This window comes from Lysobacter sp. H23M47 (assembly GCF_015209765.1).
GTDB classification, from domain to species: Bacteria; Pseudomonadota; Gammaproteobacteria; order Xanthomonadales; family Xanthomonadaceae; genus Novilysobacter; species Novilysobacter avium.
Map to the genome: position 1 here is coordinate 1,125,297 of NZ_CP063658.1, position 25,847 is coordinate 1,151,143.

A 25,847-nucleotide genomic window follows, 5' to 3' on the forward strand; every position below is an offset into this window, starting at 1 on the left:
TGACCTCGCTATCGCTTCGGCCGATCACTGCGTGCCCGTGTTTCAGCGCTGTTGTTTGCCGGGCGAAACAGCCAGCGGGAGCGTTCCAGCCACCAGCAGGCGCCAGCCAAGGCGAGCCACGCCAGGAACCAGGGCCAGCGGGGGCCAGGTCGTGAGGATGGGTGTCGGGCAGAGGATTCGGTGGAAACTGAGGATCCGCCCGCGCCAGCCGCAAGCATCAGAGTCGCCTGACGCAACGCGTTGGCGGTCATTGCCGGGTTTTGTCCTGCAGACGGAAGCAGGAACAATTGCGTGTGCTCAGCGTCGCGCAGCTCGTGCCAACCGGGGGCGTTTGCCCAGAACCCGGCGCAGTCGGCGTCGCCGCTGGCCGGATCGATGTGCAGGGTGACGGAGTCACCGGCAGGCGACAGCACCTGCGTGCCTTCGCCGATGGCACAGATCACGCTGCGCTGGTACGGCGCGGCAGCTTCAATCGTGACCGGGGATGTGGTCGCGACGCTGGCGCGGGCGAGGGTGCTGAAGGCGCTGCTCCACATCTCGCCGTGGACGTCCTGCCGTCCCGCCATGACCAGGCGGTAGCTGTCGACCAGCGGCCATACGCCGACGCGGCCTCGCCCGTGCGCCACCCAGAACCCAAGCGGCTCCCCGGCGCCGTCAGCAAGCAATTCGATACCGTCAGCAGCCGTCACGCGCACGACGCGGGTAAGGCTTGGGAGCGCGTCGGCGGCGTCGCCCGGCACGACCCATTCCCCGCCGAGGCGGACCCCGGGGTCGGGGTTGGTGCGGGCGACTTCGAAGCCCAGCTCCGCCAATCGCTGGCGGTCGGCGTCGCCCGGCGGCCCAGCCATCCGCAGCAACAGGCCCAGTCCCCGGTCGAGCGCAGCGGCGAGGACCTCGTGTTGATCGCGGGTGAGGGTGCCCCAGCTGCGGTCGTCGAGTACGAGCAGGTCGAATTGATCCAACGCCGCGGCATCGAATCGGCCGGGTGCGGTGCCGACCTGGGTGCCGGCGCCCAGGCTGATGCGGGTGTCGAGTACGGCTCCCGCATCGAGCGCCCAGCGGCGCAGGTACTTGAGTTCCGGCGATGGCCCACCGGCCAGTACGAGCACCTTCAAGTCGCGTGGGGGCGCCACGTCAACCGGTACCGGAGCCTCGTCGATGGTGTCGCCTTCGGTGTTCAGCACCAGCACTCGATAGGCCGTCAGGCCGGCGCTGCGTGCGCTGGCATGCAGCGTGAACTGCCCGTCGTCGCTGAGCTCGCTGCGATCCAGCGGGCGATCGGCGGGGTCGCGCAGTTCGACCGATCCGCCAGTGACTGCTTCCGCCCGTCCGCTGACGGCGAACCGTCGTCCGGCGGCCACGCGCTGCGGGGAGTGGATTTCGACCAGACCCGATGGCTGCGGCGCTGCGCGGAACTCGATTTCCAGCCCGGGTGCTGCGTCGCGGTCGCGAGCGACCAGCCCGGCGCCCAGGACACGGATGCGTTGGGTCGCCGGATGGGTGCGCAATGCGCTGGCGAGGTCGGGAAAACGCTCGGCGTCGGCGGGCATGCTCGTGCCGGCTTCGGGCAACGCCACGGTGCGGTCGCCGACGACACGCTGCGCGGTGACCTCGTCGGCACGCGCAGTCAGCACGACCAGGGTCCCCGGCTCATGCGGGACCGGTGGCGGGAACAGCACGAAGTAGAGCAGGCCGGCGCTGGCAATTTGGGTGAGTAACAGCACTGTCGTGCGAAACGGATGGGGTCGCGACTCCCGAGGCAGCCGTGTTCGGACCCGGAGGGCGCGAGCGCTGCCCAGCAGCACCGCGAGCGCAAGAATTCCGATGACCAGCAGTTGCGGGCTCATTGCCGGCCCTCGCGTTGCAGTGCGTCCAGATAGGCGTCGCCGGACTCACCCGCGGACGACCGCTCCGACGCTGCGGCGGGTGGCCGTGTCACCAGCGGCCACAGCGCACCGCGCAGGCGCGCACGGCATTCGCGGCAAGCCGGGTCGCGGCGTACTTCGGCGATGGCCGCTGCCAGCTGCAGCGGATCCGCGTCAGCGACATCCTGCGAGTCGACCCAGCGTGCGAGCTCGTCGAGGTCGAGGTCGAGGTCGGGGATGGCGGCGCCTGGCGTGGGCGCCAGCGCACGCCAGGCATCCACGGCGGTCGGATCGGGCGCGGTTGCCTGATGCAGTGGATCGCGACGACTGACAATGCCGCTGCGGTCACCGCTCAGGCGCCGGCCGGGATCGATCGGCGGCACTTGGCTGCCCACGCGCGGCAGGTAGATGCGCTCGGCTTCCTGCACCTGCTTGATGAGTTCCAATGCCCGGTGTGCGAAGGGCAGCGCGCGGTCCGGCTCACCCTGGCGAAGCTTGAGTTCTGACTGCCACATCTCGTTGAGCGCGGATCGCAACAGTTCGCGGGTTGCGGGATCCAGCAGGGTCGCCGCCTCCGCATGGTCGTGGGTGTGGCCGAACTGCTCGAGCACGGCGGCTTCCTCACCAAAGGTCGGCTGGCGCTGGATCCCCCCGGCGTGGTCGTGCCCGTCTGCGTCTTCGGCCACATGGGCGGGATCCGGCGCTGGTGCCGGCGCCGGTGCCTCCGATGCGACTTCAATCGGCAGGTCGGTCTGGTGCACGTCCTGGGCGTCGTTGGTGGGAAGCAGTTGCGGCGTGCCTCCGGTTTCCGCTCCGAGGAACTGGCCGTATCGAAGGCGAAGCAGCCGCTGGTCCACGCCGATGCGGTCTGACCGTTCCAGGTAGCGGTCGGCCGCCAGCCGCGGCTTCTCCTTCAGCAGCGCCTCCGCGTCGATGATGATCTGGCGCTGGCTACGGAAGTAGGCCGGCATGACCCGCTTGACCTGGCCGTCCAGGTCGGCGGACTCGACCACCGGCGGCGCCGGCCAGCGCAGGATGTAACTGGGGCTCACAACGGTGTGCGGCGACGGCGTTCGCCGGTCACTGACGCTGAGCCGCACGATCAGGTCCTCACCGGCGACCATGCCCAAAGGGGCGAGCGCGATCTGGTGGGCATAGCGCATCTGCTTGGGGCCGCCTCGACCGCGCAAGGTGATCGTCTGCTGGCGGGTGGTGATGTTCTCGCCGCTGCCGACGGTCCGGGTGATGCTCAACTCGGCGGAGGGAGACAATCCGTAGTCATCGCTGGCCTCGAATTCGAGCGCCCATTGGCTTTGCCCGGACGCCGCCATCGTCAGGGTTTGCAGCGGTTTCAGCACGCGCAACTCGGGTGGCTTGTCGAGGATCACGTCGATCCGGTTCTCGCCGGCCTGTGCCGCCGGCAGCGGATGCTCCAGTTGCAGGTGATACAGGGCAGGGCGATCGATGCGGCGACGGCCAACCCAGGCGTCCGTGTCGCCGTCGCGCTTGAGCGCGAGTCGCTCGCCGTCGTGGAAAACCAGTTCGACCTGTCGCGGCATCGGCGCGAAGCGCAGGGTCCATTGCAGGACGGAGCCTTCGGGTACCGTCGCGGCGAGGGTATCGATATTGGTTGCAGCCACGCCGGTGTAGGCGGGCGGTTGGATGTCGATGCTCACGCCAGTCAGCTGCGCGGGACGGTCGGGCGACGCGCGCTCGGGGCCGGGAGTGCTGGCGGTTGAGGATTTCTGCTGCGGCTCCGGATAGAGGACCACCGCGCCTGCGAGCGCGGCGGCGAGCGTGCCCCAGAGCAGCAGGCGGCGGCGTCGCCACGGCTCCGGCAGGTCGATCGGCGGGCCGTCCTGCACCCGTTGCCGCAGGCGCTGCTGTTGCAAATGCTCCAGGGGGTTGGTTGCGGTCCGATGCGGGAACAGCAGGTCCGCGCTGTCTTCCATGTCGCCCCGCCGTGCGTTGAGCGTCCGCGCCAGCCAGCGTTCGTCGAACGCGCGTCCCACCTGCCAGGCGTGCCAGCCCGCGACCAGCGCGATCGCCGCAAGCACCAGGATCGACCAGGCCGCTGCATTGACCCGCCAGGCGACGGCGGCTGCAAGCAGCAGCCACGGCAGTGCCGACAGTGCGGCCTGGATGCGGGCGCGCCGGGCCGCAGCCTCACGTGCGCGGCGCAGTCGGGTGTCGGCCGTGCTCATGCAGCCGTCCTGCGACGCGGGCCATTGGCCATCCATCGCTCGATGAGGAACAACAGGGCGATCAGCGCGGCCAACGGCGGCGCAAGCGGACGGGGGGCGTCCGGGTAAGGCGTGGCGCCCAAGCGCGGGGCGTGCGCCTTGGCATCGACCCAGGCCGGATGAGGCGGTGCCTCGGCGAACAAGGCAGCCAGGTGCTCGGGAAAGTCCGGCTCCAGCAGGATCGGCATCCCGGCGGGAGAAAGTCCGTGCTCCAGCTGCATCAATCGGCCGCGTCCCAGACGGGTGCCGCGCGCAAGCGGGCCGGTGGCATCGCGCCAGATGACGGGCGCACCCTCCAGATCCGGTGCGATGGCACCGTCTGCAAGCAGGGCATCGCCGCCCCCGGCAACCCACTGGCGAACCGCATCCGGCAGCGGCCCGGGTACCAGCCACGCCAGACGGGACCCCGCGAGGGGCGTGGAATCAGTCGCGACGGTCACTGCCGCCTCAGCGTCGTCCTCAGCCGCCGAACCGCCGCCGCGCGCCACCTGCCATGCGGCGCCGGCGGCGCGCAGATACTTGAGCCCTTCCGGGTGCTCCGGCGCGTAGCGGACCATCAGCGTCGGTATGGGCGGCCGGGTGTCGGTGGCGTCAGGCGGTGCGGACGGCGGTACGGCGTCGGCGACAACGCGCCAGTCGACCGTGCGGCTGAGGACGGGCCGTTCGGCATCGGCGCCTGTGATCACCGGCGGCACCAGCACGGTCAGTGGCGTGCCGACGGGCAGGCTCGCGTCGAATTCGCGTAACAGGCTGGACACGGACGCCTGGCGATCGCTTGGCAGCCCGGGCGCTTCGACGCCGGCATCGTCCATCGTTGGAAAGCCGGGCGCCAGTCGTTGCCAACGCGCGTCGGTCAAGCCACTGTCGTGGCGAAGGAAAGTCACGTCGACCCCAGGCGCCACCAGCACACGGGGCGTGCGGTCCGGGCGCCCGAACAGTACCGGCTCGGCGATCAGCAAGGCCAGGGCCGCCAGCATCAGCAGGCGCAGCAGCAACAGGGGGATTTCATCGAGGCGATGCCTGCGTCGCGGCTGCGGTTTTGCCTGCAGCCAGCGCAGGGCGGCGAACACCACCACGCGCTGTTCGCTGCGCCGGGCCAAGTGCACCAGCACCGGCAGCAGCAGCGACGCCAACGCCGCCAGCCCCAGCGGCAACATGAGCGACAGCGTCATGCCACGCGGCCAGCGCTGAACAGACGTCGCAGCGGGAGGTCGAGCGGTTCGTCGAGCACGTATTCCACGTGCCGGATACCGCCGGCGGCTAGGCGTTTGGCAAGGGCGGCGCGCGCCGTGGCGAAGCGGGCGATGAAGCCATCGCGTGCAGCGGCACCGTCGGCGATCAACTCCTCACCGGTTTCCGGATCGCGGAAACGATGGCCGCCAAGGAACGGGAAGTCACGCTCCTCTGTGGTGAGGATCTGCAGATTCAATACTTCACGGCGGGCCGCGGCAAGGCGCTCGGCCAGGCGTACGACGTCCTCATCAAAGGTGTCGCCCAGGAACACGACCAGGCTGCGGGCAGCCACGTGCTCCCATACCGGTCGCAGCTGCGCTTCGTCCGGCCACGCGCCGGCAGCCGCCAGACGGCGGAGTTCCAGCACGCATCGATCGCGATGGCGCGCGCCGGCGCCCAGCCCGGAAGCCCGCAAGCCCTCGCCGCCGATCATGGCCAGGCCAAAGCGGTCGCCCTGTCGCAGCGCCACTTCGATCAGGCACGCGGCCAGCACCTTGGCCGCGTCAAGGCGGGACCATCCGGGGCGCGCGCCGTCCTCCTGCGCCATCGACGCGCTGGTGTCGATCAGGATCCACAGGTCCAGCGGGCTGTCACGCTCGGATTCACGGACAAAGAAGCGGTCCGAGCGCGCATAGAGTTTCCAGTCCACCTGGCGCAGCTCGTCGCCGGGCTCGTACGCGCGGTACTGGGAAAACTCCAGCCCGGCGCCACGGTTCTGGCTTTGGTGCAGGCCGAAGCCCTGCGCGCCTGCCGCCTGGCGCGCAGAGATCTGGATGCCTTTCAGCCGCGCACGCAGTTGTGGCGGAATCAGGTCGGGCACGGCGGCAGGTGAGGTGGCCACGGGATCGCGACTCAGCGTGGCGCCAGCGGGACGGCCCTCAACAGCGCTTCGATGACGTCATCGGTGCTTTTCTGTTCGGCCTCGGCAGTGAACGACAACAGCAGGCGATGGCGCAGCACCGGCGCGGCAAGCGCAAGCACGTCCTCGCGGGTCGCGGCCAGGCGTCCATGCAGCAAGGCGCGCGCCTTGGATGCGAGCACCAGCGACTGTCCTGCACGCGGGCCGGCGCCCCATTTCACCCACTCCCGCACTTCGCCGGGCGCGCCTTCATTGGGGCGGGTGGCTCGAACCAGGCGGATGATCCAGTCCAGCAGGTCGTCACCCAGATGGACCTCGCGCACACGCGCCTGCAAGGCCAGGATCGCGTCGCCGTCCATCACCCGGGGCACTTCGGCGTGGTGGGTGCCGGTGGTCTGGACGAGGATGTCGCGTTCCTCCGATTGGGTGGGGTAGGCGACCCGCACATGCAACAGGAAGCGGTCGAGCTGGGCCTCCGGCAAAGGGTAGGTGCCGGCCTGCTCGATCGGGTTCTGGGTAGCCAGCACAAAGAACGGCGAGGGCAGCGGATGGGTGACGCCCGCATAGGTGACGGTGCGCTCCTGCATCGCCTCCAGCAGCGCGGCCTGGGTCTTGGGCGGCGTGCGGTTGAGCTCGTCCGCCAGCAGCAGGTTGGTGAATACCGGTCCTCGCTGGAACTTGAAACTGCGATGCCCGGTGCCGTGGTCCTCCTCCAGGATCTCGGTGCCGATGATGTCGCTGGGCATCAGGTCCGGAGTGAACTGGATGCGCCGGAAGCCCAGGTCGAGCGCCTGCCCCAGCGAGCGCACCAGCAGTGTCTTGCCCAGCCCGGGCACGCCCTCAAGCAGGCAGTGGCCACCGGCGAGCAGGCCAATCAGCAACTGTTCGACCACCTCGTCCTGGCCCACGATCGCCTTCGCGATGGCGGCGCGCAGGGTGTCCAGCCCGGCCAGTTCGGACTGGATGTCGATTTCCGTGGGGGCGTCGTTCATGGGGATCCCGTTGGTTCAGGCGGTGAGTGCGTAGATCACGATGTTGACTGCGAGCTTGGTGTTGTCCTCGGCCAGAAAGCGCCGGTTGCGCCAGTCGTAGTCCCACTCGCAACCGTAGTCCTTGTTGCTGTAGAGCACGCCGAGGCGGCCGTTGACCTCGATGCCCTTGAGGTAGTCGTGGACCAGGTCGTCGCCCCAGCCGTTGAGCTCGAAGGTCGTGGCGGGCGGGCCGTCCTTGAACATGAAGAAGCTGCGGTACAGGGCATGGCTGTTGGGCAGCTTTTTCATCGCCGACTTGCCGAAGATCGAGGCCATCTGCGCCTCGAACGATCGGGCGAACAGGCCGTCGATGTCGTGGTTGCAGTCATCGACGAAGACGAACCCGCCGTTGCGCACGTATTGCTCGAAGTTGCGACGCTCGGCCGGGTTGAACTCGACCAGCTTGTGTCCTGCGAGGTAGCAGAACGGCGCCATCAGCATTTTCGGATCGGCCAGGTCGAGCACGTGCTCCTTCGGGTCGACGCGAAGGCTGGTGTAGTCGATCAGCGAGGTCAGCACATTGGACGGCATGCGTTCGTCGACGTCCCAGTCACCCGACTCGTAGCGCAGGCGGGTGAACCAGAAGTCGTAATTCGTGCTCTGCGCGCGGGTGGCGAACGGTAGCGGGCCCAGCAGGGCGGCGGCCGCGGCCGCCCCGAACATGCGCAGGAAATGCCGGCGACCGGCGACGCTGCTCATCCCGTCAACACGGGCGATGAAGCGCCGCGAACACCGCTAGACCGCGTCCGAGAGCGACGTGAAGGTGAAGTCGCGCAGCTTCATCGGAGGGATCATCATCACTATGTCCGACTCATCGCCGGCCACGCGGACCGGCCTTCCAAGCTCGTCGATGTTGTTGAGCATGATCACCGGCGACTCGTTGAAGCGGAAATTCTTGACCGGGTATTTGATCTCGCCGTTCTCGATGTAGAAGGTGCCGTCGCGGGTCAGGCCGGTCAGCAACACCGTCTGCGGATCGACCATGCGGATGTACCAGGTCCGGGTGACCAGGATGCCTCGCTGGGTTTCCCGCACCAGGTCGCCGGTGGACTTGGTCCCGCCCGCCACCAGCAGGTTGCCGGGCCGGCCCACCGCACGCTTGCCCTGCTGCCTGGCCCAGAAGCGCGAGTACTGCAGGTTGGCGATCTTCCCGTCCTTGACCAGCGCCATCTTCTCGCGCGGAAGGCCCTCGTCGTCCCAGGGCAGGACCGCGGCTTCGGGGTTCCACGGGTCCGAGCTGATGTTCACGCGCGGGTCGTAGACCTGCTCGCCGAGCTTGTTGCCGCCGCCCTTTTTGGACAGGAAGCTGCGGCCCTCGTCGGCCTGGCGCGCATCGAAGAACCGCATCATGAACGACACCAGGCCCGCCGCGGCAGCCGGCTCCAGGATCACCGTGTACTTGCCCGGCTCCAGCGCCTTGGCACCCGACGAACTGCGCGCCTTGCGGATCGCGGTCTGGATGTCGTTGCCGACGTTGAAGTCGCTGACATCGGCCAGGTTGCGTCCGACCCAGCCCGAACCGGTGCCGTCCTCGGTGCGCACGGTGCAGGTGTAATCCATCGCCGCGGCCTTCTGGTAGGCGAAGTTGCCCTTGCTGTTGGCCATCGCGGAGAAGCGCTGGCCATCGTTGAGGAAGCCGGCGGCAACCAGATTCTCCGCCTTGCTGGGCGCAATCGAAGCGGCCGCGACCTGGGCCCGGTACTCGGGCGTGATCGCCGCTGTCGCCGCGTTGAAGGTCGGGCTTGGCTTGTACTGCTGTTTGTCGACGGCGGGAACGAACTCGGGGTTTTCCGGGGCCAGCTTGGCCAGCTCTTCGGCGCGCTGCACCACGCGCTTCAACGCCGCGTCGTCGAACTCGTTGATCGTCGCAGTGCCGACCCGCTTGCCGAACGCCACCTGCACGCCCAGATCGGTGTTGCTGACCACGCCGCTGGTGGAGATATTGTTCAGCGCGAAGCGGACGTTGCCGTCGATCGCGCCGGTCAGTGTCGCCGTGCACTCGTCGGCCGTCGACAGGGCGATGACCTTGTCGAGGATCGCCTTGGCTTCCTGTTCGGTGAACATACCCATCTGTGCAACTCCTGATTGGTGCGTGCCTGGCTTCTCAGCCGAGGTTGCGTGCCGTGTTGATGACGTTGATGCCGTCGAAGCGGGTGGTGCTGGATCCGTGTGAGACGGCCGATACCTGCGAGGGCTGGCCCTTGCCGTCGAAGAACGACCCGCCAAGACGGTAGTCGCGCTGATCGCAGGTGGCCGAGCACGCGTTCCAGAATTCCGGCGTGCGGATCTGGTACGCCACGTCCTCGATCATGTGGGTGACCTGGCCGTCCTTGATCTCATAGAACAGCTGGCCGCCGAACTGGGCGTTGTAGCGCTGCTGGTCGATGGAGTAGGAGCCACGCCCGAAGATGTAGATCCCGTCGTCGATGTCCTTGATCATCTGCGCCGGCGAAAGCTCGGACTTGCCGGCCGCCAGCGAGACGTTGGGCATGCGCTGGAACTGCACGCTCGACCACGAGTCGGCGTAGGAGCAGCCGTGCGAGCATTCTTCGTCGATGATGTGGGCCTGGTCGCGGGTGGCCTGGTAATTGACCAGCACGCCGTCCTCGACGAGGTTCCAGCGCTTCGCCGCCACGCCCTCGTCATCGAAGCCGATCGCGCCGAGGGAGTGCGGCTGGGTCCGGTCGGCGACGAAGGTCACCTGGTCGCTGCCGTAGCGGTAATCGCCCGAGCGCCACTTGTCGAGCGTGGCGAAACTGGTGCCGGCGTAGTTGGCCTCGTAGCCGAGCACGCGGTCCAGTTCCAGCGGATGACCGACCGATTCATGGATGGTGAGGAACAGGTTGCTGGGGTCCAGCACGAGGTCGTATTTGCCCGGCTTGACGGACGGTGCCTTCAGCTTCGCCCTGGCGTCGCGCGCGGCAGCCGCGGCGTCGGCGACGATGTCGTAGGAATCCGAATACATCACCACGCCGCCGGGCAACTCGAAGCGGTGCTGCGACTTCGGGTCGAGGAACTCATAGCCCATCCCCATCGGCGAGGACAGCCCGTCGCGGCTGCGGAACTTGCCGCTGGCCTTGTCGATCGCGGTGACGGTGAAGGGCGTCCAGATGCGATGGATGTCCTGGTCGATGTAGGAGCCATCGGTGGAGGCGAAGTATTTCTGTTCGTTGACCTGGAACATCCGCGAGGCGACGAAGCTCGCACCGGCCGCGGTCGCCGCGGCATTGGCGGACATCAGCAGCTCGACCTTGTCCTTGATCGGTACTTCCATCGCGTTGCGCTGGATCGGCGTCGCCCAACTGACCTCGCCGACCCCGCGCGTCGGCGCCAACTGCACGGGTTCGGTGATCGTGCCGGCATTGGCCTTCGCGATCGCCAGCGCCTGCCGGGTCGCCTCGGCTACCGCATCGGTACCGAGCTGGTTGGTGGCGGAAAAACCCCAGGCGCCATTGGCCAGCACGCGGATGCCGACGCCGGTCGACTCGGTATTGACGACGTTCTCGACCTTGTCTTCGCGGGTCGTGATGAACTGGCGCAGGTAGCGGCCGATGCGCACGTCGCAATAGCCCGCGCCGCCGGCTTTGGCGGTATCCAGCGCGGTGTCGGCCAGGCGCTTCTTCAAGGCGGCATCGATACCGCCGGTCAGCTCCTCGGCGGCAATGGCCCGGCCGAACGCGGGCAGCAACAGCAGCCCGAGCCCTGCGCTGGAGGCCTTGAGGAAATCGCGGCGGTGCATCATCGCTCGTGCCCTTCCATCAACCCAGGTTGCGCGCGGTGTTGATCACGTTAACGCCGTTGAAGCGTGCGGTGCTGGAGCCATGGGATACCGTCGACACCTGCGAGGGCTGGCCCTTGCCGTCAAAGAACGACCCGCCGAAGCGGTAGTCGCTCTTGTCGCAGACCGCCGCGCAGGAATTCCAGAACTCCGGCGTCTGGATCTGGTAGGCGACGTCCTCGAGCATCCCGGTGATCCTGCCGTCCTCGATCTCATAGAACAGCTGGCCGCCGAACTGCGCGTTGTAGCGTTGCTGGTCGATCGAGAACGAGCCGTCGCCAATGATGTAGATGCCTTTCTCGACGTCCTTGATCATGTCCGCGACGCTGAGTTTTGCGTTGCCCGGGGCCATGGACACGTTGGGCATGCGCTGGAACTGCACGCTCGACCACGAGTCCGCGTAGGAGCAGCCGTGCGATGCGTCCTCGCCCAGCAGGTGGACCTGGTCGCGGGTCGCCTGCAGGTTCACCAGCTTGCCGTCCTTGATCAGGTCCCAGCGGCGGGTCTTTACGCCCTCATCGTCGTAGCCGACCGCGCCCAGGCTTCCGGGCTGGGTCTTGTCGGCGAAGATGTTGACGTTCTTGCTGCCGTACTGGAACCGGTCGCGGACCTTGTCCAGGCTGACGAAGCTGGTGCCGGCGTAGTTGGCTTCGTAGCCGAGCACGCGGTCCAGCTCGAGCGGATGGCCGACCGATTCGTGGATGGTCAGCCAGGTGTGCGAGGGGTCGAGCACCAGATCGTATTTGCCGGGCTTGACCGAAGGTGCCTTGAGCTTCTCCAACGTCTGCTTGGCGGCAGCGATCGCGTCGGCGCGCATGTCGTAGGACTGGCCGTAGGCGGTGACGCCGTTGGGCAGCACGAAGCGGCCCGAGGCGTCGCCGTCCAGGTATTCAAAGCCCATGCCCATCGGCGCTGACAGGCCGCTGCGGGTGCGGAACTTGCCGCTGGCCTTGTCGATCGCGGTGACCGTCATCGGCGCCCAGATCCGATGCACGTCCTGGTCGATGTAGGAGCCGTCGGTGGAGGCGAAATACTTCTGCTCGTTGACCAGGAACAGCATCGAATTGACGAAGCTGGCCCCCGCGCCCATCGCGTCGGCATTGACGCCCAGCAGGAGGTCGGCCTTTTCCTTGAGCGGCACGGCCATCGCATTCTTGCGGATGGGCGTCTTCCAGCTCACCTCGCCGAGTCCGGGCGTGGGGGCCAGGATTACCGGAGCCGTCTGCGTCTTCGCGTTGGCCTTGGCGATGGCCGTCGCCTGCCTGGCCGCCTCGGCGACACCCGCCGCGCCCATGTCGTTGGTCGCCGCGAAACCCCAGGCACCATCGGCGATGACCCGCACGCCGATGCCGGTGGATTCGGTATTGACCACGTTCTGGACCTTGTCCTCGCGGGTGATCACGAACTGGCGAAGGTAGCGGCCGATGCGGACATCGCAGTACGACGCGCCGCTGTCGGTTGCCGCCTGCAACGCCGTGTCGGCGAGCGATTTTTTCATCGCCACGTCGAGCGCAGGATCCAGAAGTGCCTCCGCTGCGATGGCGTGGCCCCATCCGGGGATCGCCAGACCGGCGACGCCGAGGCTGCTGAGAGTGAGAAACTGCCGTCTATCCATCGTTCATGCGCCACTGGTGTGCTCGACCCGCTTTGACGAACGCAAAGCGTTGGAGACAGGAGGGAGAACTGCGTGAATCGACTGTGGTGAGGAGTCCGGAAGGCGTCAAGTGACCTTCGGCACATCCAGCGGGACAGATCCCGATCCGGCGTGACTTGGCCTCATCACGCAAACAAACCACCGTCATTCGGACAGGAAGCCGGGTGACCCGTCTGATCCCGGTTGATGGCCCACACAGCAAAAAGCCCTGCACCGGTGGCAGGGCCTTTTACCGTCCCGGATGCGATCCGGACTGTTTCATGGTGGAGCGGAGGGGGATCGAACCCCTGACCTCCACGATGCGAACGTGGCGCTCTCCCAGCTGAGCTACCGCCCCATGAAATCGGAGCCAAGTCTAACGGCGCGGCGACGCCAGCGCTAGTGTTTCCCCTCCAGCAATGGCGTCAGCGCCGGCTCCAGCGCTTCCTGCCGCCAGCCGGCAAGCGCGTCTGGCCACTCGCCGTGGTCAAGCAGGCTTTCCAGGTGCTTGCGCGAGGCGAGCACGCCGGCCGGCAGGTCGAGTTCGACACTGAGCTTCGCGACGGCGTCCTGCAACGCGCGCAGGCGTGTTTTGTCGCGCTTCTCCGCCAGTCGCGCATCCGGTGCGTCCGCTTCGTCGTCGACAGGGGTGCGTAAGGCATTCCATATGATGTCGGTCAGTTTGCGCGGTGCCTTGGGATGGCCGTCGAGCAAGTCCTGCAGCGCTGCAGTGCCGGTGGGCTGCTCCCGCGCGACCAGCAAGGCCAGCTCGTTGTCGAGGATCCAGCCCCGCGGGCGGTCGGTCTCGCGTGCGTAGCGGTCGCGCCAGCGCAACAGCCGGATCGCGCTGCGTTGGGCATCGGGATCCAGGAACTGCGAGCCGCGCAGGGACAGGTGCGGCCAACGCTCCAGCCCGTCGGCATCCGCGTTGGCAAGCGTGCGCTCCGCGTCCGCAGCGAGCCAGTCGCGGCGGCCCTGCTTCTGCAGCATGCTTTCCAGCACATCGTGCAATTCGAACAGATGGCGGACGTCGTCGGCGGCGTATTCCAGCTGCGATGCCGACAGCGGTCGGCGCAGCCAGTCCGAGCGTGTCTCGCCCTTGGCCAGCGGCACGCCGGTGATGCTTTCCACCAGCTTCTGGTAACCCATGCCGCCGCCCACCCCGGTCAGCGAGGCCGCCAGCTGGGTATCGAAAAGCGGGCGCGGCAGCGCATCACACGCGTGCTTGAAGGCGACCAGGTCCTCGCTGGGGCTGTGCATGATCTTCAGGATCGTCGTATCGGCCAGGATCGCGGCGAGTGCTTCATTGATGCCCGGCGCCAGGCTGTCCACCAGCAGGATCTCGAGCTGTCCGTCGCGCTCCAGCGCGATCTGCACCAGCGCCAGTTTCGGCCAATAGGTGCGTTCGCGGATGAATTCGGTGTCCACCCCGATGCGCCGGGGTCCGTGGGCGAGGCTGGCGCTGAGCTGCTCGGGAGAGTCGATCCAGACGGGAGATGAGTCGGTGGGATGAGGCTTGGCGTTCTGGGAATCTGTCACGTGGAGTAGGCCGGAGACGGGAGTTGCCGGGAGCGGCGACAATAGCCTACTTTCAGCGTGCCCTTATCGGCGCGCCCCACCGCGACAGCCCACGGGCGAGGAGGACGATTGCGCAACCCAGTGCCAGCGGCATCGTCGCGCGCGAAGGGGGTGAAGGCTCGACTTGCAGTGAAAGCTTTGCTGTTGGTGGCCGTCCTGATCGGCTCGGCATGCTCGCGCTCCGGTGACGGTACATCGGTCGACCGTACTGCTCCGAGCGGGTCGGTTGCGACCGCCCCGGTGGTCACCATCGGCCCCGACGAGGCCGTGCCTGAGGTCGTGGTGTGGGAAGCGCCCGCCATCGATGTGGATGAGGAAAACACCGGGGAGCTGAAGGAGCTGGCTCGCGTCGCGCTGGAGGAAGGGCGTCTTTTTGGTGGCGAGGCCGATGCCATCCCGCTGTATCTCGCCCTCCGCCAGACGGCGCCGGAGGATGCCGAAATCCGCCAGGGCCTCGGCGATGCGCTCGACGCCCTGGTCGTCAGCGCCGGCGAGGCGCTTGCTGCCGTGGAAGATGATCCATCCGGCTTGCGCCAGGCACAGGAGGTCGGCTCGGTCGTCCGCGTCGTCGCTCCGGAGGATCCCCGGGTCATTGCCTATCTCGACCAGCTGCAGACGGTCGAGCGCGCCCAGGAAGCCAGCCTTCGCGGAGAGCGTGCACTGAACCAGGGCGATATCGGCGAAGTTGGCGATGGAGGAGCGATCGGCTGGTTCCGCCAGTCACTGGAGCTTCGGCCGCGAAATGCGCGGGCCTCCCAGGGGCTGGCCGCCGCGGAGAGCGCGCTCATCCGGCGCGCCGAAAAAGCGGCGGAAGACGATGACTACAACGCTGCAGAGACCTGGCTGGACCGCGCCGCAGAGGTCAGGCCTGACATGGGGACCGTGGATCGCGCACGCGGGCAGATCAACCGCGTGCGGCTCGCCCGCATCGGCAGCCTGCGTGACCAGGGCATCGCGGCCTTGAGCGCTGAAGGTGGCGTGGATGTCGCGCGCGGCCATCTGGCCAACCTCCTGCGCATCGCCCCGGAAGGCAACCCGGCAGCCGTGGAGCTGCGTGAGCGCATCGAGCTGGCCAGCCACTACGGCCTTTTCAGGCCGGGCCAGGTGTTCACCGAAGGGCTCCGACTGGGTGGGCGAGGGCCGGAGATGGTGGTGATCCCTCACGGTGGGTTCCGCATGGGCGCAAGCGAGGATGACGCGGCAGCCACGGATGCGGAGCGACCGGCGCGCAGCATACGCTTTGATCGCGGACTGGCCGTCGCGCAGCACGAAGTCACCGTCGCCGAGTTCCGTCGCTTCGTCACCGCCACCGGGCACACCACGCGTGCGGCGCGGCGCGGCTATTCCACTGTCTATGACGAACGCAGTGGCAACCTGGTGCGCCGCAACGGCGTGGACTGGCGACACGACTACACCGGGCGGCCGGCGGCGGATCAATTGCCTGTGATCCACGTCAGCGCCGGCGATGCCGATGCGTATGCCGAGTGGCTGGCCGATCAGACCGGGCATCGCTACCGGCTTCCGAGCGAGGCCGAATTCGAGTACATGTTGCGTGCGGGCAACCCGGGTCCTTATCCGTGGGGAGAAGGTTCGCCTCCGCCCGGCAGCGGCAACTACACCGGTGCCCTGGACGAGTCGCCCAGCGGTCGGCATTGGCGCAATGCTTTCCAGGATTACGGCGACGGTGCCTGGGGCCCCGCGCCGGCAGCAAGCTTCGCACCCAACGGCTACGGCCTGTTCGATATTGCCGGCAACGTCAGCGAGTGGGTCGGAGACTGCTGGCACGGGAGCTATCGGCGGGCGCCGTCATCGGCCAAGGCCTGGGTCAATCCCGGCTGCCGCGAGCGTGTGGTTCGCGGTGGTTCCTGGGCCAGCTCGCCGGAGCAGACCCGTTCCTCGTGGCGCCTGGGCAGTGACGCGAACACCACAAACGCGCGGGTAGGCTTCCGCGTGGTGCGCGAGATCTGAGCCGGCTGCACCCCGGCCCCTTTGAGGAAACACGATGAACACCGATCGCATGGGAAATCGGCCCGGACCCGGGCGCCGCCGCGGTGTGGGCGTCCGCTGGTGGATCCTGGTGGCGTTTGCTGCCTTCGCCGCATGGCAGTGGTTTGGCTCGGCCGAGACCGATCCATACACCGGCGAGACCGCGCATTACGGCGTCAGCACCAGTGAAGAGGTCGACCTGGGTGCGCAGGCGTACCGCCAGGTGCAGGCGGACGCGCAGGGCCAGGGGGCACTATTGCCGCCGGATGCGCCGGCCAGCCGCCAGATCCGGGAGATCGCCAACCGCCTGATCGAAAAGGTGCCGCAGGTGACCGCGGATCTCGCCGCGCAGAACCAGCAGCAGGCGCCTACCACCTACAAGGACTTCCAGTGGGATGTGAGCGTGATCCAGTCCGACGAGGCGAACGCTTTCTGCCTACCGGGCGGGAAGATGGCCGTCTACACCGGCCTGATGCCGATTACCCAGACCGAGGACGCGATGGCGGTCGTGATGGGGCACGAGATCGCCCACGCGTTGCTGCGGCACGGCTCGCAGCGAATGGCACAGCAGAACCTGGTGCAGATGGGCCAGATCGCGGCGAGCATGGCCGTGGACGGCATGGATCCGCAGCAGCAACAGGCGGTGATGGCTGCACTGGGCGCCGGCGCGCAATACGGGCTGATCCTGCCGTACGGTCGCAACCACGAAACCCAGGCAGATGAAGTCGGTCTGATGCTCGCTGCGGCGGCCTGCTACGACCCCCGTGCGGCGGTGCCGTTGTGGGAGCGGATGTCGAAGCTGGGGGGTGGTTCGCGCCCACCGGAATTCGCCTCCACCCATCCGGATCCGGACAACCGCATCCAGACCTTGCAGGGGCTCATGCCGCAGGCGGTGGGGTTCTACGAGAAGTACTGCGGCGGCGCGCTGCAGTAGGGGCTGTGATCAGGAATCCGACGGCTCGTCGGTCTTGCGCTCCGACCTGGGCGCCTGGCCGACGCTGGCCGAGAAGTTCTTCTGGAACTCTTTCCACAGGGTCATGTTGCGCTCGGTGAGCTGATTCATCATCGTCCACGGCGTCTGGCCCAGGACGTTGCCCATCTGCTTGCGGAACTGCTGCTGCTGGTCCAGAAACGCCTGCATCGACTGCTCCAGGTAACTGCCCATGTAGCCCTGCAGCGAGTCGCCATAGAAACGGATGATCTGGCTCAACAGCTCGGTGGAGAGCATCGGCTCTCCATCCTGCTCGTGCTCGGTGATGATCTGCAGCAGCACCTGGCGGGTGAGGTCATCGCCCGATCGCGCATCCACCACCTCGAACTCCTCGCCATCGACGATCAGCTGGCGCACATCCTCGATAGTGATGTAGCTCGAGATGCGGGTGTCGTAGAGACGCCGGTTGGGATACTTCTTGATGACACGCTTGGATGACATCGACAGGTCGCCTGCAGCAATGATGCCCCGCAGCATGGCGGAGCAACCGGAGCCTTGCAACATCGCCAGAGGTGCAGGCGAGGTTACCAACCCATGTATTGGCCACCGTTTGCCGACAGGTTCGCGCCGGTGATCCAGCCGGCCTCCTCGGGGATGAAGAAGCTGACCGCGTAGGCGATTTCATCGGGCGTACCGAGCCTGCCGGTGGGGATCTGGGCGATGATCTTCTCGCGGATTTCCTCCGGTACCGCCATCACCATCTCGGTGCCGATGTAGCCTGGCGATACCGTATTGACGGTGATCCCCATCCGCGCGTTTTCCTGTGCAAGCGAGATCGTGAAACCGTGCATGCCTGCCTTGGCCGCGGCGTAGTTGGCCTGCCCGTACTGGCCCTTCTGACCGTTGATCGAGCTGATCTGGACGATGCGGCCCCATTTGCGCTCACGCATACCTTCGATGACTGCGCGGGTGATGTTGAAGCACGAGTTGAGGTTGGTGCAGATCACCTCGTCCCATTGCTGCGACGTCATCCGGTGGAACGTGGCGTCGCGCGTGATGCCGGCGTTGTTGACGAGGATGTCGACCGGCCCGAGCTGTTTCTCGATGTCCCGGACCATGGCGGCGCCCTGCTCCGGGCAGGACACGTCGCCGGCGGCGAGGACGACGTCATACCCTTCTGCCTTCATCTTTTCCTGCCAGGCGCGTCCACGGGCCTCGTCGCGGTAGTTGGTCGCCACCTTGTGCCCCATCTTGCTGAGCCGCTTGACGATTGCGGTACCGATTCCGCCGGTACCTCCGGTGACCAGGGCGATGCGTTGCGACATGGTGTTCTCCTAGATGAGGGCCGGTGGGCTTCCGGGTGGGGCCAGGCGGGTGATGGCTGGCCCGGTGTTGTCGGAGTGGGGCCCTAAGGTGTATCAGAGCGTCAGCGTTTGTGCGAGGTCGCCGCCGGTTCACTCCGTGCTGGTTTGACCGGGATCCGGCCAGGTTCAAAGTTCGCGACGGCCTGTTCCAGGAGCGTCTCCACGTCGGCGGCGTCGAGCAGGCACGCGACATCCTGGCCCAGCATCCTCCACGCGCTGCGCAACGCGGGAATCGGGTCGGAAGGGTCCAGTGGGTGGGCCCGCTCGGACTTGGAGAGCTTCCTCCCGGCCGCATCGAGCAACAGCGGCAGGTGGGCGTAGCGTGGGGTCGGCAGACCCAGGGCACGTTGCAGGAGGATCTGGCGCGCGGTGGATCCGATCAGGTCCGCGCCCCGGACCACGTCGGTGATGCCCTGCGCTGCGTCGTCCACCACGACCGCCAGCTGATAGGCCCAGCATCCATCCGAGCGGCGGATGACGAAATCGCCGACCTCGCGATGGACGTCCTGCTGTACGTGTCCGCGGATCCGGTCGGTGAAGGAGATCGCGCTGTCATCGGCGACACGGAAGCGGGTCGCCGGGTCGCGCCGGTCCGATCGTGCCACGCAGCGGCGATGGATTCCCCCGACCGCGGCCAGTTGACTGCGGCTGCAGTGGCATTCGAAGGCGGCCCCGGCGTCGAGCAATTTTTCCAGTGCCTGCTGGTAGAGCGGTTCGCGGTGCGACTGGTATACGACCGGCGCGTCGGGGCGCAGCCCGAAAGCGCTCAACGCCGAGAGTTGCGCGGCGGCGGCGCCGGCGACTTCGCGGGTGCGGTCGACGTCCTCGATGCGGACCAGCCATTCACCGCCGGCCGAGCGGGCGAGCAGCCAGCTTCCGAGCGCGGACAGCAGCGAGCCCGCATGCAGTGGCCCGGTGGGTGAGGGCGCGAAGCGGCCGCGGTAGCCAGTTCGCGGCACGACCGCGCGCGGGTCCGGTCGGTCGGTCACCAAGTGCGCACAGTCCGGGTCTGACGCCATGGTGTCTCAGGATCGCTGGCTATTGAATTTGGCCTGAGCGTGCCACAGATTGCGGTACGGCTGCGCAACCCGCGCAGGTAAGGAAAGTGTCGATGTTCAAGCGGATCGGGTTGTTCCTGGCCACCAACCTGGCGGTGATGGTGCTGTTGGGCGTGGTATTGAGCGTGTTGCAGGGCGTTTTTGGCATCCGGCTGGGTGACAACGGCACCTTGCTGGTGTTCGCGATGATCTTCGGCTTTGGCGGTTCACTGATCTCGCTGATGATTTCCAAATGGGCGGCCAAGCGCTCCACCGGGGCACAGGTGATCGAGACGCCGCGCAACGAGGCCGAGCAGTGGCTGGTTGCCACGGTGCGCAGGCAGGCCGAGGCTGCCGGGATCAAGATGCCGGAGGTCGCGATCTATGAGGCGCCGGAGATCAATGCCTTCGCCACCGGACCGACCCGCAACAATTCGCTGGTGGCGGTATCCACCGGTCTGCTGGGCTCCATGAGCCGCGACGAGGCGGAAGCGGTGCTTGCGCACGAGGTCAGCCACGTTGCCAACGGCGACATGGTGACGATGGCGCTGGTGCAGGGCGTGCTCAACACGTTCGTGATCGTCGCGGCCCGCATCGTCGGACGCATCGTCGACAGCTACCTGAGCGGCAACCGCGAAAGCAGCGGCGTGGGCTTTGGCTACTACATCACCGTGTTCGTGCTGGACATGGTGTTTGGCCTGCTGGCGAACATGATCGCGATGTGGTTCTCGCGCTACCGCGAGTTCCGCGCCGATGCCGGCGGCGCCAGCCTGGCCGGTCGGGACAAGATGATTGCCGCGTTGCAGAAGCTCGGCCAGAACAACGGCGTCAATACCTTGCCCAATCAGGTGGCCGCGTTCGGGATCAGCGGCGCGGTCGGCCATGGCATGCGCCGCCTGCTGCTCAGCCACCCGCCGCTGGAGGAGCGAATCAACGCCCTGCGGGCGCGGGCGGACACGGTGCGCACGGTGGCCTGATCGACTCTTTTCAGCAAAAGGAAAACCCGCCATCTGGCGGGTTTTTCTGTTTGACCGCTTTGCTCCAGCGGCTGGGACCTCTCAACCGAAGGTGTAGTCCATCTCCGGCCCGGCGGCGGCAAGGAACTGGCCCTGCGCGTAATCGATTCCGGCAGCGAACAGCACGCTCATGCTGGCCGCGTCCTGGACGAATTCGGCGATCGTCTGTGGCCCGGTCTCGCGCGCCTTCGCTGCGATCTCGCGGATCCGTGCCTGGTATTCGGGGTTGGCCGGCAGGTCTTCCATATAGCTGCGGTCGAGCTTGAGGAACGCCGCGTCAAAGTGGCTCAGCAACTGGAAGGAGTTCAACCCGCTGCCGAACTGCTCCAGGCCTACGCGCACCCCGAGCCTGGCCATCTGCTGCTGGAAATCCTTGGCGGCCTTGAGGTGGGTGAATACCTTCGACTCGGGCAACTGCAGGACCAGCAGGGCGCCATCGGCCTCGAACTTGGCCAGACGTTCGGCGACGTGCTGGGCCAGGCTGTCGTCCTGCAGGGACACCTCACTGATGCGCACCATGAGGGTCGTGCGGTGACCGGCCTTCATGCGCGCGCCGATCGCATCGATGGCCTTGCCCACCACCCAGCGATCGATCTCCCACAACAGTCCGTGTTCCTCGGCAATGGGCAGGAACGCGGGCGGCGGCACCAGCTCGCCGTGTTCACCGAGCATGCGCAGGTAGGCGTCGTAGATCTCGATCGGCTCGCCGTGCAGGCCGATCAGCGGCTGGTAGTGCAGGGTGAAGCGGTCCCCGTCGATGGCGTCGCGGATCCGGGTGACCCAGGCCTCGATCCGCTCCTGCTCGGCACGGTCGACCGCTCCGGGGTCGAAGATGTCTATACGGTTGCCACCAACGGCCAGGTTGGCCTGCACGGTTTCATGCGCCTTGCCCAGCACTTCGGTGACGCTGGCGATCTTCTGCCCGATCTGGACGCCGCCGATGCTGACGGTGGCGGTGAGCGAATGCGCCTCGGTCTCCAGCACATGGTTGGCGAAGGCCGCGCGGATCGACTCGGCCAGCGCGGTGGTGTCGTGGTAGTCGCTGTCCGGGCGCAGGACGGCGAACTGGTGTTCGCCGAAGCGCGCGGCAATGTCGTTTTCGCCCAGCGCGCTCTGCAGCCGCTTAGCGCACGCGCCGATCAACTCATCGGCGGCGTCCAGCCCGATGTCCTGCAGCAGGTGGGCGTAGTGGTCGGGCTCGACCAGCAGGAAACCCTGGCGGCCCGCATCACGGGCGGCATCGGTAACCGCATCCTCCAACGTGCGCAGGAAGCTGGCACGATTCAGCAGGCCGGTGACCTGGTCGCGATGGCGCAGCTCCTCCACCTCGCGCGCCAGCTCCGGATCCAGCTCCTGGCGGCGCAGCACGACCTGCTGGCAGGCCTCGCCTTCGTAGCTGGCGGAGGTGAACTCCATCACCGCCGGGAAGCCGGTGCCGTCCAGCGTGCGCGCTTCGATCTCATGGCGCGGCGGCGGTGCCTCACCCTTGCCCAGCCGCTTCAACAGGTCGCGGAATTCGTCGATGTGCTGCGGCGCAATCAGGTCCAGCAAGGACATCCCCTCGATGTCCTCGAAGGACTCGAAGCCGAAGATCTCCAGGTAGGCGCTGTTGGCGCGGATGTGCATGCCCTCGTGCACGTAGGCGATCGGGTCGCGCGAGGAGTCGATCAACGCGTCGCAGCGGCGCTCGGTTTCGCGCACCTGCGATTCGAGCCGGCGCAGCGCGCGCCGGGCTTCCAGGTCACTCCACTCGCGGCGGATCACCGCTTCCATGTGCGCGGGCTGGTCACGCAGCACGGTGGCGTGGATTCCCAGGTTGCTCATCTCCAGCATCTGTTCGGCATCCATGGTCTCGACCATGGCCACCATCGGCAGGTCCTTGCCGCTGCTGCCCACCTGGGCAACCACCTGTTCCAGCGGGATCGCTTGCGAGCTTCGAGCCACCAGCAGCAGGTCCATGGGTTGGGTGGCGAGCAGCCCGGCGAGTGCGTCGGCGGTCTCCGGGCGGCTGGGACGCACTGCGATCCCGCTGTTGCGCAATGTGTTGGCGATGGCCTCGGCATCGTCGACGCTGTCGTCGACGATCATCAGGCGCAGCGTCTTGTCCTTCCCCAATTGCATGTGCATTCCTTCCCGGTGCTTGGAGGGCGAGTATCGCGCAAGAGTGTCACCCAAGACTTGCGTTGGGTCACTTCGTGCCTCCTGGCGTCCGGCGGACCGTGCTACCCAGCTTCCCAGCGGTCTCCGTCCATCACCGCAGCCAGGGGGCGTTTGCCGCTATCGCCGGCCACCTCGCGCACGAGGCGCGGGACCAGATAACCCGAGAGGCGCGTGGCCAGCTGGGCGTGCAGTTGCAGGGCGCGGTCATCGTCCACTTCGAAATGCGCGGCACCCTGCACGCGGTCCAGCTGGTGCAGGTAATAGGGCAGCACGCCTGCGGCGAACCCGCGCTCACTCAGGGCCGCCAGCGCATCCACCGAGTCGTTGACGCCGCGCAGCAGCACGGCCTGGTTGAGCACCGTGGCGCCGGCGCCGCGCAGTCGAGCGACCGCCGCGTCGACGCTTTCGTCGAACTCGTTGGCGTGGTTGGCGTGCAGCACGACCGCGACCGGCCAGGGCAGGTCGGCGAGCCATTGGACCAGTTCCGCATCGACCCGTTCGGGCAGCACCACCGGCAGCCGGGTATGGACGCGCAGGCGACGGATATGCGGAATGTCCGCCAGCGCGTCGGTGAGCGCGGCGAGTTTCGCGGTCGACAATGACCAAGGATCGCCGCCGGAAAGGATTACCTCGTTGATGTCCGGGTCGGCGGCGATCGCCGCGACCGCATCGCCCCAGCCTCCGATCGACGCGTTCTGCTCGGCGTAGGGGAAGTGGCGGCGGAAGCAGTAGCGGCAATTGATCGCGCAACTGCCGGTGGCGACCAGCAGGGCGCGGCCGAGGTACTTGCGGATCACCCCGGTGCCGGCGTTGGCCGGGCCGTCGCCCACGGCGTCCAGGCTGAACGCCGGACTGGGCTGCATCTCCGCATCCAGCGGCAGCACCTGACGCAGGAGGGGGTCGTGCGGATCGCCGCGGCTCATGCGAGCGATGAACCCGCGCGGCACGCGCAGCGCAAACTGGCTTGCTGCGGCGTCGCTGATGCCCAAGCGGTCAGGGTCCAGGCCGAGCAGCCCTGCCAGCTCGCGCGGATCGCGCACCGCGTCGCGCCACAACTGTTGCCAACGTTGCGGCGCGGGGTCTGGCTGTATGGGCGAGGGGCCTGCGGTTATCATTCGTATCCAGATTTGCCTGCAACCGGTCCACCGGGTGCAGCCGTCCATTCTAGCGGGCCGTCACACACGCGGCCCCGGCACCCGGCTTTCCACCACACTCCAGGAGTTCCCGATGGCCACCTATGGCTTGAACGACGTCAAGAACGGCCTGAAGATCCTCATCAATAATGAGCCTTGCGTCATTACTGATACGGACTTCATCAAGCCCGGCAAGGGCCAGGCTTTCACCCGCGTGAAGTACCGCAGCATCAAGACCGGGCGTACCCAGGAAGTCACCATGAAGGCGACCGACTCGCTGGAAGGCGCGGACGTGATGGATACGGACATGCAGTTCCTCTACACCGACGGTGAGCACTGGCACTTCATGGATCCGGAGTCGTTTGACCAGGTCCAGGCCGACAAGAATGGCGTGGGTGATGCGGCCAAGTGGCTCAAGGGCGAGGAAGACTGCGTCGTGACCCTGTGGAACGGCAACCCGATCTTTGTCTCGCCGCCCAACTTCGTCGACCTGAAGATCGTCGAGACCGATCCGGGCGTGCGTGGTGATACCTCCGGCGGCGGCGGCAAGCCGGCAACCCTGGAGACGGGCGCCGTCGTGCGCGTGCCGTTGTTCGTGGCCCAGGACGAGATCATCAAGGTCGACACGCGCTCCGGCGAATACGTCAGCCGGGTCAAGTAATGAGCGATACCGCGCCGCGCGAATGCGACCTGCTGATCGAGGCGGGCTGGGTGGTCCCGGTCGCACCCGGCAATGACGTGCTGGTGGATCACGCCGTCGCCATATCCAACGGCGCGATCGTCGGGTTGTTGCCGACGGCCGAGGCCAGGCAGCGTTTCCGCGCACGCGAAACGGTGGCGCGACCGGGCTCGGTGCTGATCCCCGGCCTGGTCAACGCGCACACGCACAACCCGATGACGCTGCTGCGCGGCATCGCCGATGACCTGCCCCTGATGGTGTGGCTGCAGGAGCACATCTGGCCCATCGAGGGCGAGGTCATCGGTCCGGAGTTCGTCGCCGACGGAGTGACCCTGGCCGTGGCGGAGATGCTTCGAGGCGGTACCACCTGCGCCAACGAGAACTACTTTTTCCCCGACGTGCAGGCAGCGACGTACCAGAAGCTCGGCTTCCGCGCGCGGGTCGGCCTGCCGGTCATCGATTTTCCCACCGCCTGGGCGAAGTCGGATGGGGAGTACTTCGATCGCGCCATCGATGTCCATGACCAGTGGCGGGATAACGCACTGGTGACGATGGCCTTCGTTCCGCACGCCCCCTACACCGTCTCCGATGCCAGCTTCGAGCGGATCCGGATGCTGTCCGACCAGCTCGACATCCCGGTGCACCTGCACACGCACGAGACCGCGCACGAGGTCGAGGAGTCGCTGCAGAAGTACGGCCAGCGTCCCTTGGCCCGCCTGGAACGGCTCGGCCTGGTCAATGACCGACTGATCGCCGTGCACATGACCTCATTGACCGATGCCGAGATCGGCCTGTGCGCCGAGCGCGGCGTCAGCGTGGTGCACTGCCCCGAATCCAACCTCAAGCTGGCATCCGGTTTCTGCCCCGTCGGCAAGCTGGAGCAGGCCGGCATCAACATCGCCATCGGCACCGACGGCGCGGCGAGCAACAACGATCTGGACATGTTCGGCGAGATGCGCACCGCCGCGCAGCTGGCCAAGGCCGTCGCTGGAGACGCGACCGCATTCAGTGCCGTCAGCGCGTTGCGGGCCGCGACCCTGGGCGGTGCGAGGGCGATGGGGCTGGAGGACAGCATCGGCTCGATAGAGGTGGGCAAACGTGCCGACCTGGCGTGCGTGGATCTGCAGCAGATCGAAACCCAGCCGCTGCACGACGTCGTCTCCCAGCTGGTGTATGCCACCGGCCGCCATCAGGTCACCGATGTCTGGATCGACGGCAAGACGCGCATGCAGCAGCGCGAACTGGTCGGCATGGATTGCCAGGCACTGATTGCCAACGCGCGCCAATGGCGCACCCGGATCGCCGCGATCCAAGCTTGAAC

General features: G+C 67.1%; 20 protein-coding genes and 1 tRNA gene. 5 read left to right on the forward strand and 16 right to left on the reverse strand.

Going from position 1 to position 25,847, the window contains the following annotated elements:
* Window positions 1-8: 8 nt before the first annotated feature.
* The 11 genes from INQ43_RS05170 to rnd form a co-directional block, all read right to left on the reverse strand.
* Window positions 9-1,847 (reverse strand): hypothetical protein, encoded by a 1,839-nt coding sequence (locus tag INQ43_RS05170; protein WP_194037312.1) that lies wholly within the window; start codon window positions 1,845-1,847, stop codon window positions 9-11.
* Entirely contained in the window at window positions 1,844-4,069 is a 2,226-nt protein-coding gene (locus INQ43_RS05175; protein WP_194037313.1) for a hypothetical protein, read from the reverse strand. The genes INQ43_RS05170 and INQ43_RS05175 overlap by 4 nt, the downstream gene beginning before the upstream one ends.
* Complete coding sequence (locus INQ43_RS05180; protein WP_194037314.1) at window positions 4,066-5,280, reverse strand: BatA domain-containing protein; 1,215 nt, start codon at window positions 5,278-5,280, stop codon at window positions 4,066-4,068. Before INQ43_RS05180 ends, INQ43_RS05175 begins: the two co-directional genes overlap by 4 nt.
* On the reverse strand, window positions 5,277-6,182 hold the full coding sequence (locus tag INQ43_RS05185) for a DUF58 domain-containing protein (protein WP_228062626.1): 906 nt from the start codon (window positions 6,180-6,182) through the stop codon (window positions 5,277-5,279). The genes INQ43_RS05180 and INQ43_RS05185 overlap by 4 nt, the downstream gene beginning before the upstream one ends.
* Before the next feature lie 11 nt (window positions 6,183-6,193).
* On the reverse strand, window positions 6,194-7,192 hold the full coding sequence (locus INQ43_RS05190; protein ID WP_194037315.1) for a MoxR family ATPase: 999 nt from the start codon (window positions 7,190-7,192) through the stop codon (window positions 6,194-6,196).
* 15 nt (window positions 7,193-7,207) lie between these two features.
* Window positions 7,208-7,894, reverse strand: coding sequence for a DUF4159 domain-containing protein (locus INQ43_RS05195; protein ID WP_228062670.1), 687 nt, complete (start codon window positions 7,892-7,894; stop codon window positions 7,208-7,210).
* Between the two features lie 72 nt (window positions 7,895-7,966).
* Window positions 7,967-9,301 carry a TldD/PmbA family protein gene (locus tag INQ43_RS05200; RefSeq protein WP_194037317.1) on the reverse strand — a complete coding sequence of 445 codons (1,335 nt, stop codon included), beginning with the start codon at window positions 9,299-9,301 and terminating at the stop codon, window positions 7,967-7,969.
* Window positions 9,302-9,335: 34 nt separating this feature from the next.
* Window positions 9,336-10,970: a TldD/PmbA family protein gene (locus INQ43_RS05205; protein WP_194037318.1), complete on the reverse strand. Its 1,635-nt coding sequence runs from the start codon at window positions 10,968-10,970 to the stop codon at window positions 9,336-9,338.
* Window positions 10,971-10,989: 19 nt separating this feature from the next.
* Window positions 10,990-12,624 carry a TldD/PmbA family protein gene (locus INQ43_RS05210; protein WP_194037319.1) on the reverse strand — a complete coding sequence of 545 codons (1,635 nt, stop codon included), beginning with the start codon at window positions 12,622-12,624 and terminating at the stop codon, window positions 10,990-10,992.
* Between the two features lie 300 nt (window positions 12,625-12,924).
* Window positions 12,925-13,000, reverse strand: a tRNA-Ala gene (locus INQ43_RS05215).
* A 41-nt stretch (window positions 13,001-13,041) separates the two neighbouring features.
* Complete coding sequence (rnd, locus tag INQ43_RS05220) at window positions 13,042-14,127, reverse strand: ribonuclease D (protein ID WP_194037578.1); 1,086 nt, start codon at window positions 14,125-14,127, stop codon at window positions 13,042-13,044.
* 222 nt (window positions 14,128-14,349) lie between these two features.
* Between rnd and INQ43_RS05225 the strand changes: the two genes are divergently transcribed.
* A complete protein-coding gene (locus INQ43_RS05225; RefSeq protein WP_228062627.1) occupies window positions 14,350-16,188 on the forward strand; it encodes an SUMF1/EgtB/PvdO family nonheme iron enzyme in 1,839 nt (612 codons plus the stop codon).
* 34 nt (window positions 16,189-16,222) lie between these two features.
* Window positions 16,223-17,140, forward strand: a complete 918-nt coding sequence (locus tag INQ43_RS05230) for a M48 family metallopeptidase (RefSeq protein WP_194037320.1) — start codon at window positions 16,223-16,225, stop codon at window positions 17,138-17,140.
* 9 nt (window positions 17,141-17,149) lie between these two features.
* On the opposite strand, the gene phaR is transcribed toward INQ43_RS05230, so the two are convergent.
* From phaR to gluQRS, 3 genes are all read right to left on the reverse strand, one after another.
* Window positions 17,150-17,638, reverse strand: a complete 489-nt coding sequence (gene phaR, locus INQ43_RS05235) for a polyhydroxyalkanoate synthesis repressor PhaR (RefSeq protein WP_043958875.1) — start codon at window positions 17,636-17,638, stop codon at window positions 17,150-17,152.
* Window positions 17,639-17,721: 83 nt separating this feature from the next.
* Complete coding sequence (gene phbB / locus INQ43_RS05240) at window positions 17,722-18,462, reverse strand: acetoacetyl-CoA reductase (RefSeq protein WP_194035393.1); 741 nt, start codon at window positions 18,460-18,462, stop codon at window positions 17,722-17,724.
* A 101-nt stretch (window positions 18,463-18,563) separates the two neighbouring features.
* Window positions 18,564-19,490: a tRNA glutamyl-Q(34) synthetase GluQRS gene (gluQRS, locus tag INQ43_RS05245; RefSeq protein WP_228062628.1), complete on the reverse strand. Its 927-nt coding sequence runs from the start codon at window positions 19,488-19,490 to the stop codon at window positions 18,564-18,566.
* A 122-nt stretch (window positions 19,491-19,612) separates the two neighbouring features.
* On the opposite strand from gluQRS, the gene htpX reads away from it, so the two are divergent.
* The gene (gene htpX, locus INQ43_RS05250; protein ID WP_194035395.1) at window positions 19,613-20,515 is read left to right on the forward strand and encodes a protease HtpX; all 903 of its coding nucleotides are present in this window, start codon (window positions 19,613-19,615) and stop codon (window positions 20,513-20,515) included.
* Window positions 20,516-20,596: 81 nt separating this feature from the next.
* Here htpX and INQ43_RS05255 read toward each other — a convergent pair whose 3' ends face one another.
* Both INQ43_RS05255 and epmB read right to left on the reverse strand, forming a co-directional pair.
* Entirely contained in the window at window positions 20,597-22,675 is a 2,079-nt protein-coding gene (locus INQ43_RS05255; protein WP_194037322.1) for an EAL domain-containing protein, read from the reverse strand.
* Window positions 22,676-22,776: 101 nt separating this feature from the next.
* Entirely contained in the window at window positions 22,777-23,829 is a 1,053-nt protein-coding gene (gene epmB, locus INQ43_RS05260) for an EF-P beta-lysylation protein EpmB (RefSeq protein WP_194037323.1), read from the reverse strand.
* Between the two features lie 112 nt (window positions 23,830-23,941).
* On the opposite strand from epmB, the gene efp reads away from it, so the two are divergent.
* Both efp and INQ43_RS05270 read left to right on the forward strand, forming a co-directional pair.
* A complete protein-coding gene (efp, locus tag INQ43_RS05265; protein ID WP_194035398.1) occupies window positions 23,942-24,508 on the forward strand; it encodes an elongation factor P in 567 nt (188 codons plus the stop codon).
* Window positions 24,508-25,845 carry a TRZ/ATZ family hydrolase gene (locus INQ43_RS05270; RefSeq protein ID WP_194037324.1) on the forward strand — a complete coding sequence of 446 codons (1,338 nt, stop codon included), beginning with the start codon at window positions 24,508-24,510 and terminating at the stop codon, window positions 25,843-25,845. Before efp ends, INQ43_RS05270 begins: the two co-directional genes overlap by 1 nt.
* The last annotated feature ends 2 nt before the right edge of the window (window positions 25,846-25,847 follow it).